Here is a 17,313-nt window from a genome sequence, read left to right as displayed (position 1 = left end):
ATATCGAATTCAGGGAGTCATGATCTCCCTGGGACAGACCGGAAACCAGAAGGAGTGACGTGATGAAAACGTCGAATCCGGCCTGGAGCCTTCCGGCACACTGAGGCGGCCGAATGTGCCTCCCTTGCCGGAATGCGAAGGCGAAGGAGGTGCCCAATGGCACGCGATTTTTCGTTTCGATGGGTTAAGCTTGCAGTCGTTGGCGCCCTGATGGCGCTATCGGCTATCCCGGCGCGGGCGCAAGTCATCTGCGGCGGCCATGACTATCTGGTCGCGAGGCTGGCGGAAGCATTCGAGGAGAAGCAACTGGGCTATGGCGTGGCCGGTCAAGCCGCCATCTTCGAAGTGTACGTCTCGGCAAGCGGAACCTGGACAATCCTGATGACCGACGTCAAAGGCCAGAGTTGCATCCTGGCGGCGGGCGACGGATGGGAAGACACGCAGGCTACCGCGGTCGGGCAACCCGGCGGCTGAGGACGCCTCGGGCAGGCGCTGACCGCGCTCAGCGCGTGGCGGCCACCTCGGCATGACCGCGCAGCAGCGCCATCAGTTTCTTGGCGTCCTTGGCGGCGCCTTCCTCGTCGCCGTCGAGGATGGACCGGATCAGCGCCACGTGGTGCTCGGCCGATTCGGCCAGCCCGGTGTCGGCCTTATAGCGATACCAGAAGCGGCGGCTGTGCGTCTGCAAGGGGGCGGCCACGCGCGCCGCGAAAGGGTTGTCGGCGGCGATTGCCAGCGCCTCGTCGAGCGCCTTGTCGGCCTGGATGAAGGCAAGCACGTTGCCGGAGATCACCGCCTTCTGCATGGCCAGGGCCGCCTCGTGGAACAGGTCGGCGGCCTCGCGCGTGACGAAGCGGGCGGCCGAGCGAGCGAGCACCACCTCGATGCCGCGCCGCGCATCCAGCACCCGCAGCCAGTCGCCGGCGTGAAGCGGCGCGACCGCGATGCCCGCGCGAGGCCTGATATCCAGCAGGCCTTCCCAGGCGAGCCTCTGGATCGCCTCGCGCACGGGGGTGCGTCCGAGACCCAGCCGCTCGATCAGCGCGCCTTCGGTGACGAAGCTCGACGGCGCCAGCTCGAGCGTGACGATCATGTGCTCCAGCGCGCGGTAGGCCTTGGTCGCCGCCGGCTCGAAGGCCGCGTTCGTGTCAGCGGATATCAGTGGGGAGATCAATGGCAGGCTCCTGATATATTTTTCATATATCATAATGGATTCAGCATTGACGAGCCAGCCCTTAATAGATATACGACTGATATATCAATCGGAGTAGCAAATCATGTGGACCGGAGTTTTCCCCGCCGTCACGACCAAATTCACCGCCGACGACCGGCTCGACCATGCCGAGATGGAGCGCTGCTACGGACTGCAGATGGAGGCCGGCTGCGACGGCATCATCGTGTGCGGTTCGCTCGGCGAAGGGCCGATGCTGTCGCCGGACGAAAAGATCGAAGTGCTGAAGACGGCGCAGAAAGTCGCCGGCAAGAAGCCGGTGCTTTTGACCGTCAACGAGCCCGGCACGCGCGAGGCGGCTGTTATCGCCAAGCGCGCCGCCAAGGAAGGCGCCGATGGGCTGATGGTGGTGCCGAGTCCGATCTACCACACCGACCCGCAAGAGACGGTCGCCGCCCTTCGTGCAGTTGCGGAAGCCGGCGACCTGCCGGTGATGATCTATTCCAACCGGCTCGCTTATCGCGTCGACGTGACCGTCGAGCTGATGGAGGAGCTGGCGTCGGACAAGCGTTTCGTCGCCATCAAGGAATCGTCCGACGACATCCGCCGCTCGACCGAGATCATCAACCGGTTCGGCGACCGCTACGACCTCTTCACCGGTGTCGACAATCTCGCCTTCGAGGCGCTGTCGGTCGGCGCCATCGGCTGGGTCGCCGGCCTCGTCACCGCCTTCCCGCGCGAGACGGTAGCGATCTACCAACTGATGAGAGAGGGCCGCCGCGAGGAAGCGCTGGCGATCTACCGCTGGTTCCGGCCCTTGCTCGACCTCGATGTCTCCACCTATCTGGTCCAAAACATCAAGCTTGCCGAAGTGCTGGCGATCGGTACCAATGACCGTGTGCGCATGCCGCGCCAGCCGCTGTCGGGCGAACGCCGCAAGGCGGTCGAGAAGATCGTCCGGGATGCGCTGGCGGTGCGGCCGAAGCTGCCGTCGTTCCAGAACTCTCCTCGATCGACGGAAAAGCTGGTGGCGGCCGAATAAGGGAACAGCCTTCACGTGCAGAAAAATTCCGAGGAGGGGCGCCGCCCCTCATCCGCCCTTCGGGCACCTTCTCCCCGTGAACGGGGAGAAGGGGAAGACATCGCCATCATCGGTGGCGGCATCGTCGGTATCTGCGCCGCGACCCTGCTGTCTGAAGCGGGTCGCGGCGTTACCGTCTTCGATCGTACCGGCATCTGCGAGGAGACGAGCTCCGGCAACGCCGCCGCTTTCGCCTTCTCCGACGTGCTGCCGCTGGCGCATAAGGGCATGATCCGGCAATTGCCGAAATGGCTCGCCGACCCGCTTGGACCTTTGGCCATCCCGCCGGCCTATCTGCCCAAGCTGCTGCCCTGGCTGATCCGCTTCTGGCGCGCGGGCGCCGCCAAGCACTACGAAGCGAGCCTGGCGGCGCAGGTCGGTATGATGAAGCTCGCCGAAGCCGAATGGATGGGACTGCTCGACCGCTCCGGCACGCGGCCGATGCTGCGCGAGGATGGTTCGCTGGAATTCTATGAGAGCGAGTCGGAGTTCCGTGCCTCGCTGCCCGGCTGGGCCGAGCGCGGGCGTTTCGGCATCGGCTTTCGCCATGTCGAGGGCGAAGAAATGGCGGCGCTCCAGCCAGGTCTGGCGCCGCGCTTCGTCAAGGGCACCTTCGTGCCAGGCTGGAAAACGATTGCCGACCCCAAGCTGCTCGGCAAGGCGGTCTGGGCCTATGCGGAAAGGCTCGGCGCCCGTTTCGAGCATGCGCGTATCGAACGCGTGGAAGCGGACGCAAACGGCGCCACGATCGTCCTGGCCGACGGCACCAGGCGGGGGGCAAAGAAACTCCTGATCGCCGCGGGCGCCTGGTCGCATCTCCTGGCAAGGAATATCGGCGACCGCATCCCGCTCGAAACCGAGCGCGGCTACAACACGACGCTGCCGGTGTCCGCCTTCGACGTGAAGCGGCAGCTGATCTTTTCCGGACATGGCTTCGTCATCACGCCGCTGGAGACCGGCCTGCGCGTCGGCGGCGCGGTCGAGCTCGGCGGCATCGAGCGGCCGCCCAACTTCGCGCGGTCGAAGGCAATGCTGGAGAAGGCGAAGCGTTTCCTGCCCGGGCTCGACCCGTCGGGCGGACGCGAGTGGATGGGTTATCGCCCGTCGCTGCCGGACTCCTTGCCGGTGATCGGCGCGGCGCGCGCGCCGAATGTCTTTTATGCCTTCGGGCACGGCCATCTCGGCCTGACCCAGTCGGCGGCGACCGGCCGCTTGATCCGCGATCTCGTTGTCGGGCAGACTCCGCCGCTCGATCTCACCCCATTCCGTCCAGAGCGTTTCTGAAAAGAGAATATGATGGCCAAGAAATCCTTCTTCTGCATCGACGGCCACACCTGCGGCAATCCGGTGCGGCTGGTCGCCGGCGGCGGGCCATTGCTCGAGGGCTCGACGATGATGGAGCGGCGGGCGCATTTCCTCGCCGAATATGACTGGATCCGCACCGGGCTGATGTTCGAGCCGCGCGGCCATGACGTGATGTCGGGCTCGATCCTCTATCCGCCGACGCGCGAGGACTGCGACATCGCCATCCTGTTCATCGAGACCTCGGGTTGCCTGCCGATGTGCGGCCACGGCACCATCGGCACGGTGACGATGGCGATCGAGCATGGGCTGGTGAAGCCGAAGACGCCGGGCGTGCTGAGGCTCGACACGCCGGCCGGCCTTGTCATCGCCGAATACAAGCAGGTCGGCGAATATGTCGAGGAGGTGCGCATCACCAACGTGCCGTCCTTCCTCTATGCCGAAGGCCTGACCGTCGAATGCCCGGTGCTCGGCGAGATCAGCGTCGATGTCGCCTATGGCGGCAATTTCTACGCCATCGTCGAGCCGCAGCAGAATTACCGGGACATGGCCGACTATTCGGCGGGCGACCTCATCGCCTGGAGCCCGGTGGTGCGGCAGCGCCTCAACGAGAAATACTCCTTCGTGCATCCGGAGAATCCCGGCATCAACCGGCTGTCGCACATGCTGTGGACCGGCAAGCCGAAGCATGCCGAGGCCGACGCCCGCAACGCCGTGTTCTATGGCGACAAGGCGATCGACCGCAGCCCTTGCGGCACCGGCACCTCGGCACGCATGGCGCAGCTCCATGCCAAGGGCAGGCTCAAGCCCGGCGATGGTTTTGTCCACGAATCCATCATCGGCTCGCTGTTCAAGGGCAGGGTCGAAAAAGAGGTCAGCGTCGCCGGCAAGCCGGCGATCATCCCCTCGATCGGCGGCTGGGCCCGCATGACCGGGCTGAACACGATCTTCATCGACGACCGCGATCCGTTCGCGCACGGCTTCGTCGTCACCTGATACGATCAGCCGGCATGCGCTTTGGCTTCGCTTTCCGCTTTCGCCGACACCTGATCGCGGAACCAGTCGGCGAATTGACTTCGGCCGCTGAGGCCGAGCCGACGTCGTCAGAAAATAGCGCTTGTCGTCATCGATCGTCGCCCGAGGGGGGCCGAAAAGCACAGTCTCAATGGAGAGGGAGGCTCTGCTTGCTGAGACGTCGCTTCAAGGCTTTTCTATTTCGGCGAGACGCCTTCCGCCGAAGGGGTCTCGCCGTCACATGGCCGTCACAGATGACGCAAACCTCACCCAACGGAAGGCGCGGCGGTCCAAAAAGCAGCGCCTCGGTTCTTGCAAGAATTCTTCTCATCAACTTATTTTGACGCCGATTTCTTCGACATGAGGCCCATCATAAGGTTGAATCGTCAAAGACATTGCGTTGTGCCAATGCTACGGTCCGCGATAGTCCAGGGGTCGGGCGCGAAAAAAACGGGCAATCGGACGGCGTGCTTCCAAACCACGCAGAGCGATTGAAAAATCACGTTGCAATCCGGGCTCGAAACTTTACGACTAGGGGAAATACGAAAAGGAATGCGTCCTGAAAGGCGACATTCCAGGGGAGCCGCATAAATATGCAGTACTTCGTCCAGCAGCTTATCAATGGGCTGACGTTGGGATCGATCTATGGCCTGATCGCGATCGGCTATACGATGGTCTATGGCATCATCGGCATGATCAATTTCGCCCATGGCGACATCTTCATGGTCGGCGCCTTCACCGCGCTCATTGTCTTCCTGATCCTTGGCGCATTGTTCTATTCGGTGCCGGTCGTGGTGGCGCTTCTGATCATGATGATCGTGGCGATGCTGCTCACCAGTCTCTACAACTGGACGATCGAAAAAGTGGCCTATCGGCCGCTGCGCGGATCGTTCCGGCTGGCGCCGCTGATCACCGCCATCGGCATGTCGATCGCGCTGTCCAATTTCGTGCAGGTCACGCAAGGCCCGCGCAACAAGCCGATCCCGCCGATGGTGTCGCAGGTTTACACGATCGACGGCATCAGCATCTCGCTGAAACAGATCATCATCGTGCTGGTCACCGCCGCGCTGCTGGTGATCTTCTGGTACCTCGTCAACAGGACGGCGCTCGGGCGGGCGCAACGCGCCTGCGAGCAGGATCGCAAGATGGCGGCGCTGCTCGGCATCGACGTCGACCGCACCATCTCCATCACCTTCATCATGGGCGCCGCCCTTGCCGCCGTCGCCGGCACGCTGTTCCTGATGTATTACGGCGTCGTGGTGTTCTCGGACGGCTTCGTGCCGGGCGTGAAGGCCTTTACGGCGGCCGTGCTGGGCGGCATCGGCTCGCTGCCTGGCGCGGTGCTCGGCGGACTGCTCATCGGCTTCATCGAGAGCATGTGGTCGGCTTATTTCTCGATCGACTACAAGGACGTCGCCGCCTTCTCGATCCTGGCGATCGTGCTCATCTTCCTGCCCTCCGGCATCCTCGGCCGGCCTGAAGTCGAAAAGGTCTGATCTCATGGCCGTTACCGTGTCTTCGGAGCGCGACACCGTCGCTACTCCAGTCCAGCGCGCTTTTCGCGAAGCGCTCTATGCAGGCGCCATCTCGCTTGGCCTGTTCGTGCTGTTCATCGGTCTCAGGACAGACCAGAACATCAGCAACGAACTGATCCTGGTGCAGCGCTGGGGCCTGCTGGCCATTGTGGTCATCGCCACTGCCGTGGGCCGCTTCCTGTATATCGCCTATGGCCAGCCCTTCGTGGCCAGCCTGAAGATCGCCGACATCGACACAGGCCTGCTGCCCGACACCATAGCGGCACGCTTCTTCAGGACGCCTTACTTCATGGCAGCGGTCGTTGTCGCAGCCTTGCTGTTTGTGCTGGCCGGCTCGCTTGACGGGCTGCTCGGACCCGACCTTGCCGGCTACGCACGCTTCGTGCGGGCGCTGGCGATCATCTATGCCATCGCCTGGGTAATGTATTATTTCCGGGCCTTCATCCACGCCCACTTCTCGGCGTTGGGCATCAGCGCGCTGGCGCTCTATCCGATCGTCGTCGTGCTGGTGCTTGCGCTGATGACAGGATCGATGGCGGGAGGCTTTCAGGGTTCTCTGAAGTGGGTCGACAATTTCGGAATACAGATCCTGATCTATGTGATGCTGGCCTGGGGGCTGAACATCGTCATCGGCCTCGCTGGCCTGCTCGATCTCGGTTATGTCGCTTTCTACGCTGTCGGCGCATACGCCTACGCGCTGCTCGGCACGCATTTCGGCCTGTCGTTCTGGATCCTGCTTCCGGCCGCCGGCTGCATGGCCGCCTTCTGGGGCGTCATGCTCGGCTTCCCGGTGCTCAGGCTTCGGGGCGATTATCTGGCGATCGTGACGCTGGCCTTCGGCGAGATCATCCGCCTCGTCCTGATCAACTGGCGCGAGGTGACCAACGGCTCGGCCGGCATATCCGGCATTCCCAAGGTCTCCTTCTTCGGCCTGATGTCGTTCAACGTCTCTGATCCGAACTACATCGCCAAGGTGCTGCACATCGCCACATCGAGCGCCTATTACAAGATCTTCCTTTACTACCTGATCCTCGGACTCTGTCTTTTGACCGCCTTCGTTACCATCAGGCTGCGCCGGTTGCCGGTCGGCAGGGCGTGGGAAGCGCTACGCGAGGACGAGATCGCCTGCCGCTCGCTCGGCATCAACACCACCACCACCAAGCTGACGGCGTTCGCCACCGGCGCCATGTTCGGCGGCTTCGCCGGCTCGTTCTTCGCCGCACGGCAAGGTTTCGTCAGCCCCGAATCCTTCGTCTTCCTGGAATCGGCGATAGTCCTTGCCATCGTCGTGCTCGGTGGCATGGGTTCGCTGGTCGGCATCGCCGTAGCGGCACTGGTGATGATCGGCGGCACTGAAGCGTTGCGAGAACTCGACTTCCTGAAGCGGGTCTTCGGTCCCGATTTCACGCCTGAACTCTACCGCATGCTTCTGTTCGGCATGGCCATGGTCATCGTCATGCTATGGAAGCCGCGGGGCTTCGTTGGCAGCCGAGAACCGACAGCCTTCCTGAAGGAGCGAAGAGCGGTTTCAAGCTCCTTCACCAAGGAGGGGCACGGCTGATGAACGCGACTCCTTCCTCGAAAGACTTCATCCTGCAGGTCGAGCATCTGTCGATGAAGTTCGGCGGCCTGGTCGCCATCGGCGACCTGTCGTTCCAGGCCAGGCGCGGCGAGATCACCGCGCTGATCGGCCCGAACGGCGCCGGCAAGACCACGGTGTTCAACTGCATCACCGGCTTCTACAAGCCGTCTGAGGGCATGATCACGCTGAACCGGAACGACGGCTCGACCTATCTGCTCGAGCGCCTGCCCAACCACGAGATCCCGGCGCGCGCCAAGGTGGCGCGCACTTTCCAGAACATCCGCCTGTTCTCGGGCATGACGCTGCTGGAGAACCTTCTGGTCGCGCAGCACAACAAGCTGATGAAGGCTTCGGGCTACACGCTTCTTGGCCTCTTCGGCTTTCCGAGCTATCGCCAGGCCTCGGCCGAGTCGATCGAGCTCGCCAGGCACTGGCTGGAGAAGGCCGATCTTGTCGGTCGCGCCGACGATCCCGCCGGCGACCTGCCCTATGGCGCGCAGCGGCGCCTGGAAATCGCGCGCGCCATGTGCACGGGGCCGGAGCTTCTGTGCCTGGACGAACCGGCCGCCGGCCTCAATCCGAAGGAATCGGCGGCGCTCAACGAGCTGTTGATGGGCATCAAGAGCACCGGCACGTCGATCCTGCTCATCGAGCACGACATGTCTGTGGTGATGCAGATCTCCGACCATGTCGTCGTGCTCGAATACGGCCGCAAGATCTCCGACGGCAATCCGCAGTCGGTGCGCACCGATCCGCGCGTCATCGCCGCCTATCTCGGCGTCGACGACGAGGAGGTCGAGACCGTGCTGACCGAAGTCGGCGACGAGGACGTCATCGAGCAACTCGACACCGGGCCGGATGCGGCGCATGGGCCGGGAAATTCCGCTTCGATGATGGCGGGGCCGGTTTCCGACAGCGTCGAACACGCCGACGAGGGCGAGCGGGTCACGGTGTCGAAGGGCGCCTCGAAAGCGGCGCAGGTCGATGCGCGCGCCGCGGCGATCGCCAGCAAGCCGATCGCGGCTTCGGCAGCGACGAAGCCGGCGGCGAAGAAGCCGGCCGCAAAAGCGCCGGCGAAAAAGGCAGCCGCAAAGGCCCCGGCCGCGAAAGCCGGCGGCATCTCCAATCGCCTCGACGCGCCGCGTGGCGGTAAGGCAGACAGTCTGATCCGCATCAAGGGCATCGGTCCGGTCAACGAGCGCAAGCTGAACGAGCACGGAATCTTCCATTTCGACCAGATAGCGGCCTGGAAGAAGGCCGACATCGAGGCGGCGGAGGCCTATCTCGCCTTTGACGGGCGTATTGCCCGCGAAGACTGGATCGGCCAGGCGAAGACGCTGGCGAAGGAAGTGGCGGCCAAGCCCGCGACGCGTGGAGGGCGTAAATAATGGCCGGCACAACGCTGCTCGACATCAAGGGTGTCGAGACCTACTACGGCAACATCCGCGCGCTGAACGGCGTCGATGTCAGCGTCAACCAGGGTGAGATCGTGGCGCTGATCGGTGCCAACGGCGCCGGCAAGTCGACGCTGATGATGACCATCTTCGGCGCGCCGCGCGCCCGCACCGGCACCATCACCTTCGCCGGCACGAACATCACCAAGATGCCGACGCATGAGATCGCACGCCTGCGTATCGCCCAGTCGCCGGAAGGACGCCGCATCTTCCCGCGCATGACGGTGATGGAAAACCTGCAGATGGGCGCCAGCCTCGACAACCTCAAACATTATGACGAGGACGTCGAGAAGGTGTTCACGCTGTTCCCTCGGCTGAAGGAACGCATCGGCCAGCGTGGCGGCACGCTGTCGGGCGGCGAGCAGCAGATGTTGTCGATCGGGCGCGCCCTGATGGCGCGGCCTAAACTGCTTCTGCTCGACGAGCCGTCGCTTGGTCTCGCGCCGCTGATCGTCAAGCAGATCTTCGATGCCATCCGCGAACTCAACAAGACGCAAGGGTTGACCGTGTTCCTGGTCGAGCAGAACGCCTTTGGGGCGCTCAAACTCGCCACGCGAGGCTATGTCATGGTCAACGGCAATGTGACGATGAGCGGCACCGGCAAGGAACTGCTCGCCAATCCGGAAGTGCGCGCCGCCTATCTCGAAGGCGGACATCACTGAGATCGAGGACATCAATCATGCAAGGCATTATCTACGAAGAAGCCTCGATCTGGCAGTTCCTGTTCGTCACCTGCCTGCTTGGCGGCTGGGCGGCATGGATGACCGGCAAGGCCGCCGCTCAGACTTGGAGCACCTACGTTCAGCTGTTCTTCTACATGCTCGGTCTCGGCATCGGCATCAGGTTCATCCATCACGCCTTGTTCGACGGCACGATGTTCTCACTGCATTACTATATCATCGATACCATCGTGCTGATGATATTGGGCTTCCTCGGCTATCAATACACGCGCACCAACCAAATGGTCACACAGTATAACTGGCTCTACGAAAGAGCTTCCTTATTAAGCTGGAAACCGAAAGGTTGACGTTCACCATTACGCCGTTTCCGGCATGAATCGGCGTGACAAGTGCCTGAAAATCGGCATTCTATGCTTTCTGCGATAAGGGTGGGCATCGCATGAAAGTATCATCCACGCCCACTCCGTAAATGGGAGCGTTTCAATGAAAAAATCACTCTTGTCCGCCGTTGCGCTGACCGCGTTCGTCGCGTTCAGCGGCAGCGCGTGGGCCGCTGACATCCTGATCGGCGTCGCCGGTCCGATCACCGGCCCGAACGCCGCGTTCGGCGCACAGCTGCAAAAGGGCGCGGAACAGGCGATCGCCGACATCAACGCGGCGGGCGGCGTCAATGGCCAGCAGCTCAAGCTCGAGATCGGCGACGACGTCTCCGATCCCAAGCAGGGCATCTCGGTCGCCAACAAGTTCGTCGCCGACGGCGTCAAGTTCGTCGACGGCCATTTCAACTCCGGCGTCTCGATCCCGGCCTCGGAAGTCTACCAGGAAAACGGCATCCTCGAGATCACGCCGGCCGCGACCAACCCGAAGTTCACCGAGCGCGGCATGTGGAACACCTTCCGCACCTGCGGTCGTGACGACCAGCAGGGCAAGGTGGCCGGCGACTACATCGCCAAGAACTTCAAGGATGCCAAGATCGCCATCATCCACGACAAGACGCCTTATGGCCAGGGCCTCGCCGACGAGACCAAGAAGAACCTCAACGCCAACGGCATCACGGAAGTGTTGTACGAAGGCGTGAATGTCGGCGACAAGGACTTCTCCGCCCTCATCGCCAAGATGAAGGAAAACGGCGTCACGCTCATCTATTGGGGCGGCCTGCACACCGAAGCCGGTCTGATCATTCGTCAGTCGGCCGATCAGGGCCTGAAGGCGCCGCTGTTCTCGGGCGACGGCATCGTCTCCAACGAACTGGCTTCGATCGCGGGCGACGCCGTTGCCGGCACGCTCAACACCTTCGCTCCGGATCCGCGCAAGAATCCGGCCGCCAAGGAAGTGGTCGAGAAGTTCCGCGCCAACGGCTTCGAACCGGAAGCCTACACGCTCTACTCCTATGCCGCGGTGCAGATCATCGCCCAGGCCATCGCCAAGACCGGCTCGGCCGACGACGCGCAGAAGGTTGCGGAGACGATCAGGGCCAACACCTGGAAAACCGCTATCGGTGACATCGGCTACGACGCCAAGGGCGACATCACCCGTCCTGACTATGTCATCTATGAATGGAAGAAGGGCGACGACGGCAAGTACAGCTACTTCGAGAAATAAGCCGGCAAACCTAAAGCAGGTCGTGAGATCTGCTTTGGCCTACGTTTCGGAAATGCCCGGCGCTCGCGCCGGGCATTTTCGCTTGCGGGTGGGGCCGACCGGAAAGCTCCGCGCCGCGCGCTCGGGAATGCCCGTCGGCCGCCCGCTTACGGTATTCGAAGAACGGCAATGACAGTTTGACGCAAACAAGCGACTTAAATCGTTTTAGGTGTCGCTCAAATTTGTTTGCACTGCAGCATTTTCACGCTAATCATTGCGCCGGTTCATCTTCCCTTACGCTGCTGGAGCCCAGTCCTTGGCCATCACGAAGATCCTCGTCGCCAACCGGTCCGAAATCGCCATCCGCGTGTTCCGCGCGGCCAACGAGCTCGGCCTCAAAACCGTGGCGATCTGGGCGGAGGAGGACAAATATTCGCTGCATCGCTTCAAGGCCGACGAGAGCTACCAGGTCGGGCGCGGACCGCATCTGGCCAAGGACATGGGGCCGATCGAAAGCTACCTGTCGATCGAGGAGGTGATCCGGGTCGCCAGGCTGTCGGGCGCCGACGCCATCCACCCCGGTTACGGCCTGCTGTCGGAAAGCCCGGAATTCGCCGAGGCCTGCGCCGAGGCCGGCGTCACCTTCATCGGCCCGAAGCCGGAAACGATGCGCCGGCTGGGCAACAAGGTCGCCGCGCGCAACCTGGCGATCGAGGTCGGCGTGCCGGTCGTGCCGGCAACCGATCCGCTGCCCGACGACATGGACGAGGTCAAGAAGCTCGCCGCGACGATCGGCTATCCGGTGATGCTGAAGGCCTCGTGGGGCGGCGGCGGCCGCGGCATGCGCGCCATCCGCGCCGAGGCCGACCTCGCGCGCGAGGTCATGGAAGGCAAGCGCGAGGCCAAGGCGGCCTTCGGTAAGGACGAGGTCTATCTCGAAAAGCTGATCGAGCGCGCCCGCCATGTCGAGGTTCAGGTGCTGGGCGACACCCACGGCAATGCAGTGCACCTGTTCGAGCGCGACTGCTCGATCCAGCGCCGCAACCAGAAGGTCGTGGAGCGCGCGCCGGCGCCTTATCTCAGCGAAGAGCTGCGCCAGGAGCTTTGCGGCTATGCGCTGAAGATTGCGCGCGAGACCAGCTATATCGGCGCCGGCACGGTCGAGTTCCTGCAGGACGCCGACACCGGCAAGTTCTATTTCATCGAGGTCAATCCGCGCATCCAGGTCGAGCACACCGTCACCGAGCAGGTGACCGGCATCGACATCGTCAAGGCGCAGATCCATATCCTCGACGGCTTCGCCATCGGTACGAAGCAATCGGGCGTGCCGGCGCAGAAGGACATCAGGCTGAACGGCCACGCGCTGCAGTGCCGCATCACCACCGAGGATCCGGAGCACAACTTCATCCCGGACTATGGCCGCATCACCGCCTATCGCGAAGCGGCCGGCTTCGGCATCCGGCTCGACGGCGGCACCGCCTATTCGGGCGCGGTCATCACCCGCTTCTACGATCCGCTGCTCGAAAAGGTGACGGCCTGGGCGCCGACGCCCGGCGAGGCGATTTCGCGCATGAACCGGGCGCTGCGCGAGTTCCGCATCCGCGGCGTCGCGACCAACCTCACCTTCCTCGAAGCGATCATCAACCACCCGCGCTTCGCCGACAATTCCTACACGACCAGGTTCATCGACACGACGCCGGAACTGTTCGAGCAGGTGAAGCGGCAGGACCGCGCCACCAAGCTGCTCAACTACCTGGCCGATGTCAGCGTCAACGGCCATCCCGAGACGCGCGGCCGGCCGATGCCGAAGGCGAATGCGGCCGCGCCAGTGGTTCCCTATCTCAACGGTCACGTCCCGGATGGCAGCAAGCAGAGGCTCGATGCGCTCGGCCCGGAGAAATTCGCGGCCTGGATGCGAGAGCAGCGACAGGTGCTGGTCACCGACACGACGATGCGCGACGGCCACCAGTCGCTGCTTGCCACGCGCATGCGAACGCATGACATCGTCGGCATCGCCGGCACTTACGCGCGGGCGTTGCCGCAGCTGCTTTCGCTGGAATGCTGGGGCGGCGCCACCTTCGACGTCGCCATGCGCTTCCTCACCGAGGACCCGTGGGAGCGGCTGAGCAAGGTGCGCGAGGCGGCGCCGAACCTTCTGCTGCAGATGCTTCTGCGCGGCGCCAACGGCGTCGGCTACACCAACTATCCCGACAATGTCGTCCAGCATTTCGTCCGCCAGGCGGCGAGCGGCGGCGTCGATCTGTTCCGCGTCTTCGACTGCCTGAACTGGGTGGAGAACATGCGGGTCGCCATGGACGCGGTCGGCGCCGAGGGCAAGCTGGTCGAAGCGGCGATATGCTACACCGGCGACATCCTCGATCCGGCGCGCGCCAAATACGACCTCAAATACTATGTCGGGCTGGCCAAGGAACTGGAGGCCGCCGGCGCGCATATCATTGCCGTCAAGGACATGGCCGGCCTGCTGAAGCCGGCCGCGGCGCGCGTGCTGTTCAAGGCGCTGCGCGAGGCGACCGACCTGCCGATCCATTTCCACACGCACGATACGTCAGGCCTCTCGGCGGCGACGGTGCTGGCGGCGGTGGAGAGCGGTGCCGACGCCATCGACGCGGCGATGGATTCCTTCTCCGGCAACACTTCGCAGCCCTGCCTCGGCTCGATCGTGGAGGCGCTGAAGGGCACCGAGCGCGATCCCGGTCTCGATCCGCAGTGGATCCGCCGCATCTCCTTCTACTGGGAAGCGGTGCGCAACCAGTACGCCGCCTTCGAGAGCGATCTCAAGGGACCTGCCTCGGAAGTCTACCTGCACGAAATGCCGGGCGGCCAGTTCACCAACCTCAAGGAACAGGCGCGCTCGCTTGGGCTGGAGACGCGCTGGCATGAGGTCGCGCAGGCCTATCACGACGTCAATTTGATGTTCGGCGACATCGTCAAGGTGACGCCGTCGTCCAAGGTGGTCGGCGACATGGCGCTGATGATGGTCAGCCAGGATCTCACCGTCGCCGATGTCGAGAACCCGGCCAAGGACATCGCCTTCCCGGATTCGGTCGTGTCGATGCTGCGTGGCGATCTCGGCCAGTCGCCCGGCGGTTGGCCGGCGGCACTGCAAAAGAAGGCGCTGAAGGGCGAGAAGCCGATCACTGTGCGGCCCGGCTCGCTGCTGAAAGCAGCCGATCTCAAGGCCAGCCGCAAGGACATCGAGGGCAAGCTCGACCGCAAGCTCTCGGAATACGAGTTCGCGTCGTGGCTGATGTACCCCAAGGTGTTCACCGATTTCGCCGCGGCGCAGGAGACCTACGGGCCTGTCAGCGTGCTGCCGACGCCGACCTATTTCTACGGTATGAAGTCGGAAGACGAGATCTTCCTCGATATCGAGAAGGGCAAGACTCTGGTGGTTCGTTGCCAGGCGTTCGGCGATGTCGACGACAAGGGCATGGTCACCGTGTTCTTCGAGCTCAACGGCCAGCCGCGCCGCGTCAAGGTGCCCGACAGGGCGCATGGCGCTTCCGCCGCCAAGGCGCGCCGCAAGGCTGAGCCCGGCAATGAGGGGCATGTCGGCGCGCCGATGCCCGGTGTGGTGTCGGCGCTTGCCGTGGCGGCCGGACAGGCGGTCAAGGCTGGCGACGTGCTGCTGTCGATCGAGGCGATGAAGATGGAAACCGCGCTCCACGCCGAACGCGACGGCGAGATCGCCGAGGTGCTGGTCAAGGCCGGCGACCAGATCGATGCGAAGGATCTCTTGATCGCCTTCAAATGAGGTGTGTCGATATTCAGGCGAGGCCGGCCTGCAAACGGCGGCTTCCCTGCGCTTCTCGGTATCCGCCATTTTCGACTCGGCCTGACCTGAATATCGGCGCACCTTAAGATGTGCCCAGCCGTCCACAGCCGCTCGACAAGTGTCTTGACCCGCCGCGTCCGCTCGGGCAGGGAACCCGCTCCAATTCGCCGTGGCGGGAATCGCCACGGCACCAGAAGACGCGGAGAGAAAAATGGCCGACGAAATCACCGAGACCAGCCAGACTGTAGCCGCCGGCCAGCTGCGCACCATCATCGAGCGCATCGAGCGGCTCGAGGAAGAAAAGAAGACGATCTCCGACGACATCAAGGATGTCTATGCCGAGGCCAAGGGCACCGGCTTCGACACCAAGGCGATCCGCACGATCGTGCGCCTGCGCAAGAAGGACCAGGCCGAGCGCCAGGAAGAAGAGTCGATCCTGGACCTCTACAAGGCCGCCCTCGGCATGGCGTAAGCCTCATGGCCGGAGACCGGCCATGAACGAATTCGACTTCGGCGGCCGTCGCGCCTCGGAGTTCCGCCATCGCGGCTTCTGGGCGCTGTTCGCGGAGAGGCATCCGGAAGAAAGGGGAAGGCTCGCGCGGCGCGGGCCGTGGTTCTGGCAGCGCGGGCTGCCGGACTTCGCCCTGGTCCTTTCGATGTATGTCGCGCCGGCGCAGAACCATGTCGGCGTCTTCTTCGGGCGCAATGAGAAGTTCGGCGCCACGGAGTCCTGGTCACGGCTGAAACCGTTCCAGCCGGCGATCGAGGCCAGGCTGAAGCTCAGGCCCGAACAGAGCTGTGAAGGTCTCGGCATCAACTCGATGTGGCGGGTGAACTGCTACGCCGAGGACAACTGGCCGGCCATGACCGACTGGCTGGTGAGGGAATGCTCACGCTTCGAAGAAGCCGTTGTCGAGGTGCTCGGAGACGAAGGCCTGGCGTAAGATTGACTGCCTACCGCCGCGCTTACGCGCCTTCAGCTCGCCGCCGCCCATCGCGGCCGATCTCATCCAGACGCTGCTGCAGAGCCAGGTGATCGAGCGATGTTATCGGCAGGTTCGTGAACAGCGCGATGCGGTTGCCGACCATGCGATAGGCCTCGGCGAAAGCGAAATGCTGCTCGGCTTCAGTGCCACTGGCCTTGGAGGGATCGGGGACAGCCCAAAGCGCGGTCATCGGATGGCCTGGCCAGACCGGACAGCTTTCATTCGCTGTGGTGTCGCAGAGGGTGAAGACGAAGTCCATCTCCGGTGTGTCCGGCCCTGAAAATTCGTCCCAGCTCTTCGACCGGGCAAACGACGTGTCGTGGCCCATGCTCTCCAACAACTGAATCGCATGGGGATGGACGGTGCCTTTCGGTCGCGAGCCAGCAGAATAGCCCTTGAAGCGGCCGGCCCCGAGCTTGTTAAGTATGGCTTCGGCCATGATCGAGCGGGCCGAATTGGCATTGCAGAGAAAGAGAACGTTGTAGACCTGATCGCTCATTCCGAACTCCTGGGTGTTGCGGCGAAAACGACAGAATACGATATGGGTCACGTGTCTGTGATCGTACAGGTTTTGGCGGCGGATTCTGCGGCATCAGCATCAAATTTCGCAGCATCATCCCGCCGAAACCTTCGGCGCTCCGCTCAACGAGGCTTGATTGATGGGTGACTTCGACTCCACGGGCGTGACAGCGCTAATCGATCACAAAGCCGGCTTCTTGCGCTCACGCTGGAGGGGCGAAGCGCCGCTCGACCGGCTGTTCTGGCGCGACATGCTGCTTGTCGGGACGATCTTGAGCGTCGCCTCTTCGGCGCTGGCGCTGATCCTGCTCGGGTTGAAGCTGCCGCTCTGGCTGGTACTGGCGGTGCATTTCCTCCCCGTTCCATACACCATCTTCCTGACGGTCGCCGTCTGGAGAACGGCGGAGAAGAGCGGCGGCTTGAAGGCGCAGCTGATGATGCTGGGTTCGGCGCTCTGGCTGATCGCGACGGCCATCGTCTAAAGCGCGTCGCGTCGAAACGGATTCACACGACGCGCTTTAGGTCGTTGCTTGATGCATGTCGTTGTCGCAAAACCGAGGTCACTTTTGCGCGACATACATTAAGGTTTGTTGATATTCAGGATTCCCATCT

General features: G+C 63.2%; 16 protein-coding genes. 14 read left to right on the top strand and 2 right to left on the bottom strand.

What is annotated here, in order from left to right; all coding sequences use genetic code 11:
* The first annotated feature begins 156 nt into the window (after positions 1 to 156).
* Positions 157 to 474 carry a hypothetical protein gene (locus FJW07_RS25300; protein WP_140859195.1) on the top strand — a complete coding sequence of 106 codons (318 nt, stop codon included), beginning with the start codon at positions 157 to 159 and terminating at the stop codon, positions 472 to 474.
* A 28-nt stretch (positions 475 to 502) separates the two neighbouring features.
* Here FJW07_RS25300 and FJW07_RS25295 read toward each other — a convergent pair whose 3' ends face one another.
* Positions 503 to 1,207: a GntR family transcriptional regulator gene (locus FJW07_RS25295; RefSeq protein ID WP_246680862.1), complete on the bottom strand. Its 705-nt coding sequence runs from the start codon at positions 1,205 to 1,207 to the stop codon at positions 503 to 505.
* Between the two features lie 70 nt (positions 1,208 to 1,277).
* Here FJW07_RS25295 and FJW07_RS25290 point away from each other — a divergent pair, with 70 nt between their 5' ends.
* The 12 genes from FJW07_RS25290 to FJW07_RS25235 all read left to right on the top strand — a co-directional run bounded on the left by FJW07_RS25290 (position 1,278) and on the right by FJW07_RS25235 (position 16,140).
* A complete protein-coding gene (locus FJW07_RS25290; protein WP_140646537.1) occupies positions 1,278 to 2,213 on the top strand; it encodes a dihydrodipicolinate synthase family protein in 936 nt (311 codons plus the stop codon).
* Between the two features lie 15 nt (positions 2,214 to 2,228).
* Positions 2,229 to 3,536: an FAD-binding oxidoreductase gene (locus tag FJW07_RS25285; protein ID WP_181182714.1), complete on the top strand. Its 1,308-nt coding sequence runs from the start codon at positions 2,229 to 2,231 to the stop codon at positions 3,534 to 3,536.
* 12 nt (positions 3,537 to 3,548) lie between these two features.
* The gene (locus FJW07_RS25280; RefSeq protein ID WP_140859194.1) at positions 3,549 to 4,550 is read left to right on the top strand and encodes a 4-hydroxyproline epimerase; all 1,002 of its coding nucleotides are present in this window, start codon (positions 3,549 to 3,551) and stop codon (positions 4,548 to 4,550) included.
* Positions 4,551 to 5,161: 611 nt separating this feature from the next.
* Positions 5,162 to 6,064, top strand: a complete 903-nt coding sequence (locus FJW07_RS25275) for a branched-chain amino acid ABC transporter permease LivH (RefSeq protein WP_140646539.1) — start codon at positions 5,162 to 5,164, stop codon at positions 6,062 to 6,064.
* 4 nt (positions 6,065 to 6,068) lie between these two features.
* Positions 6,069 to 7,664: a high-affinity branched-chain amino acid ABC transporter permease LivM gene (gene livM / locus FJW07_RS25270; RefSeq protein WP_140859193.1), complete on the top strand. Its 1,596-nt coding sequence runs from the start codon at positions 6,069 to 6,071 to the stop codon at positions 7,662 to 7,664.
* Entirely contained in the window at positions 7,664 to 9,073 is a 1,410-nt protein-coding gene (locus FJW07_RS25265; protein WP_140859192.1) for an ATP-binding cassette domain-containing protein, read from the top strand. Before livM ends, FJW07_RS25265 begins: the two co-directional genes overlap by 1 nt.
* Positions 9,073 to 9,801 (top strand): ABC transporter ATP-binding protein, encoded by a 729-nt coding sequence (locus FJW07_RS25260; RefSeq protein ID WP_140646542.1) that lies wholly within the window; start codon positions 9,073 to 9,075, stop codon positions 9,799 to 9,801. The genes FJW07_RS25265 and FJW07_RS25260 overlap by 1 nt, the downstream gene beginning before the upstream one ends.
* A 17-nt stretch (positions 9,802 to 9,818) precedes the next feature.
* Complete coding sequence (locus FJW07_RS25255; protein ID WP_140646543.1) at positions 9,819 to 10,166, top strand: DUF6867 family protein; 348 nt, start codon at positions 9,819 to 9,821, stop codon at positions 10,164 to 10,166.
* Positions 10,167 to 10,302: 136 nt separating this feature from the next.
* Entirely contained in the window at positions 10,303 to 11,421 is a 1,119-nt protein-coding gene (locus tag FJW07_RS25250) for a branched-chain amino acid ABC transporter substrate-binding protein (protein WP_140646544.1), read from the top strand.
* Between the two features lie 295 nt (positions 11,422 to 11,716).
* Positions 11,717 to 15,175 (top strand): pyruvate carboxylase, encoded by a 3,459-nt coding sequence (gene pyc, locus FJW07_RS25245; RefSeq protein WP_140859191.1) that lies wholly within the window; start codon positions 11,717 to 11,719, stop codon positions 15,173 to 15,175.
* A gap of 232 nt (positions 15,176 to 15,407) precedes the next feature.
* Positions 15,408 to 15,668, top strand: a complete 261-nt coding sequence (locus FJW07_RS25240) for a DUF2312 domain-containing protein (RefSeq protein ID WP_095767239.1) — start codon at positions 15,408 to 15,410, stop codon at positions 15,666 to 15,668.
* A 22-nt stretch (positions 15,669 to 15,690) separates the two neighbouring features.
* The gene (locus tag FJW07_RS25235; RefSeq protein WP_140859190.1) at positions 15,691 to 16,140 is read left to right on the top strand and encodes a hypothetical protein; all 450 of its coding nucleotides are present in this window, start codon (positions 15,691 to 15,693) and stop codon (positions 16,138 to 16,140) included.
* Positions 16,141 to 16,162: 22 nt separating this feature from the next.
* On the opposite strand, the gene FJW07_RS25230 is transcribed toward FJW07_RS25235, so the two are convergent.
* Complete coding sequence (locus tag FJW07_RS25230; RefSeq protein ID WP_140654823.1) at positions 16,163 to 16,681, bottom strand: arsenate reductase ArsC; 519 nt, start codon at positions 16,679 to 16,681, stop codon at positions 16,163 to 16,165.
* Positions 16,682 to 16,841: 160 nt separating this feature from the next.
* Between FJW07_RS25230 and FJW07_RS25225 the strand changes: the two genes are divergently transcribed.
* Positions 16,842 to 17,183 carry a hypothetical protein gene (locus FJW07_RS25225; protein ID WP_140859189.1) on the top strand — a complete coding sequence of 114 codons (342 nt, stop codon included), beginning with the start codon at positions 16,842 to 16,844 and terminating at the stop codon, positions 17,181 to 17,183.
* Positions 17,184 to 17,313: the final 130 nt, after the last annotated feature.

The organism is Mesorhizobium sp. B3-1-9 (assembly GCF_006439595.1).
Classification (GTDB): Bacteria; Pseudomonadota; Alphaproteobacteria; order Rhizobiales; family Rhizobiaceae; genus Mesorhizobium.
Note: the sequence above shows the minus strand (reverse complement) of the source record. Positions and strands in the feature narration are given on the sequence as shown.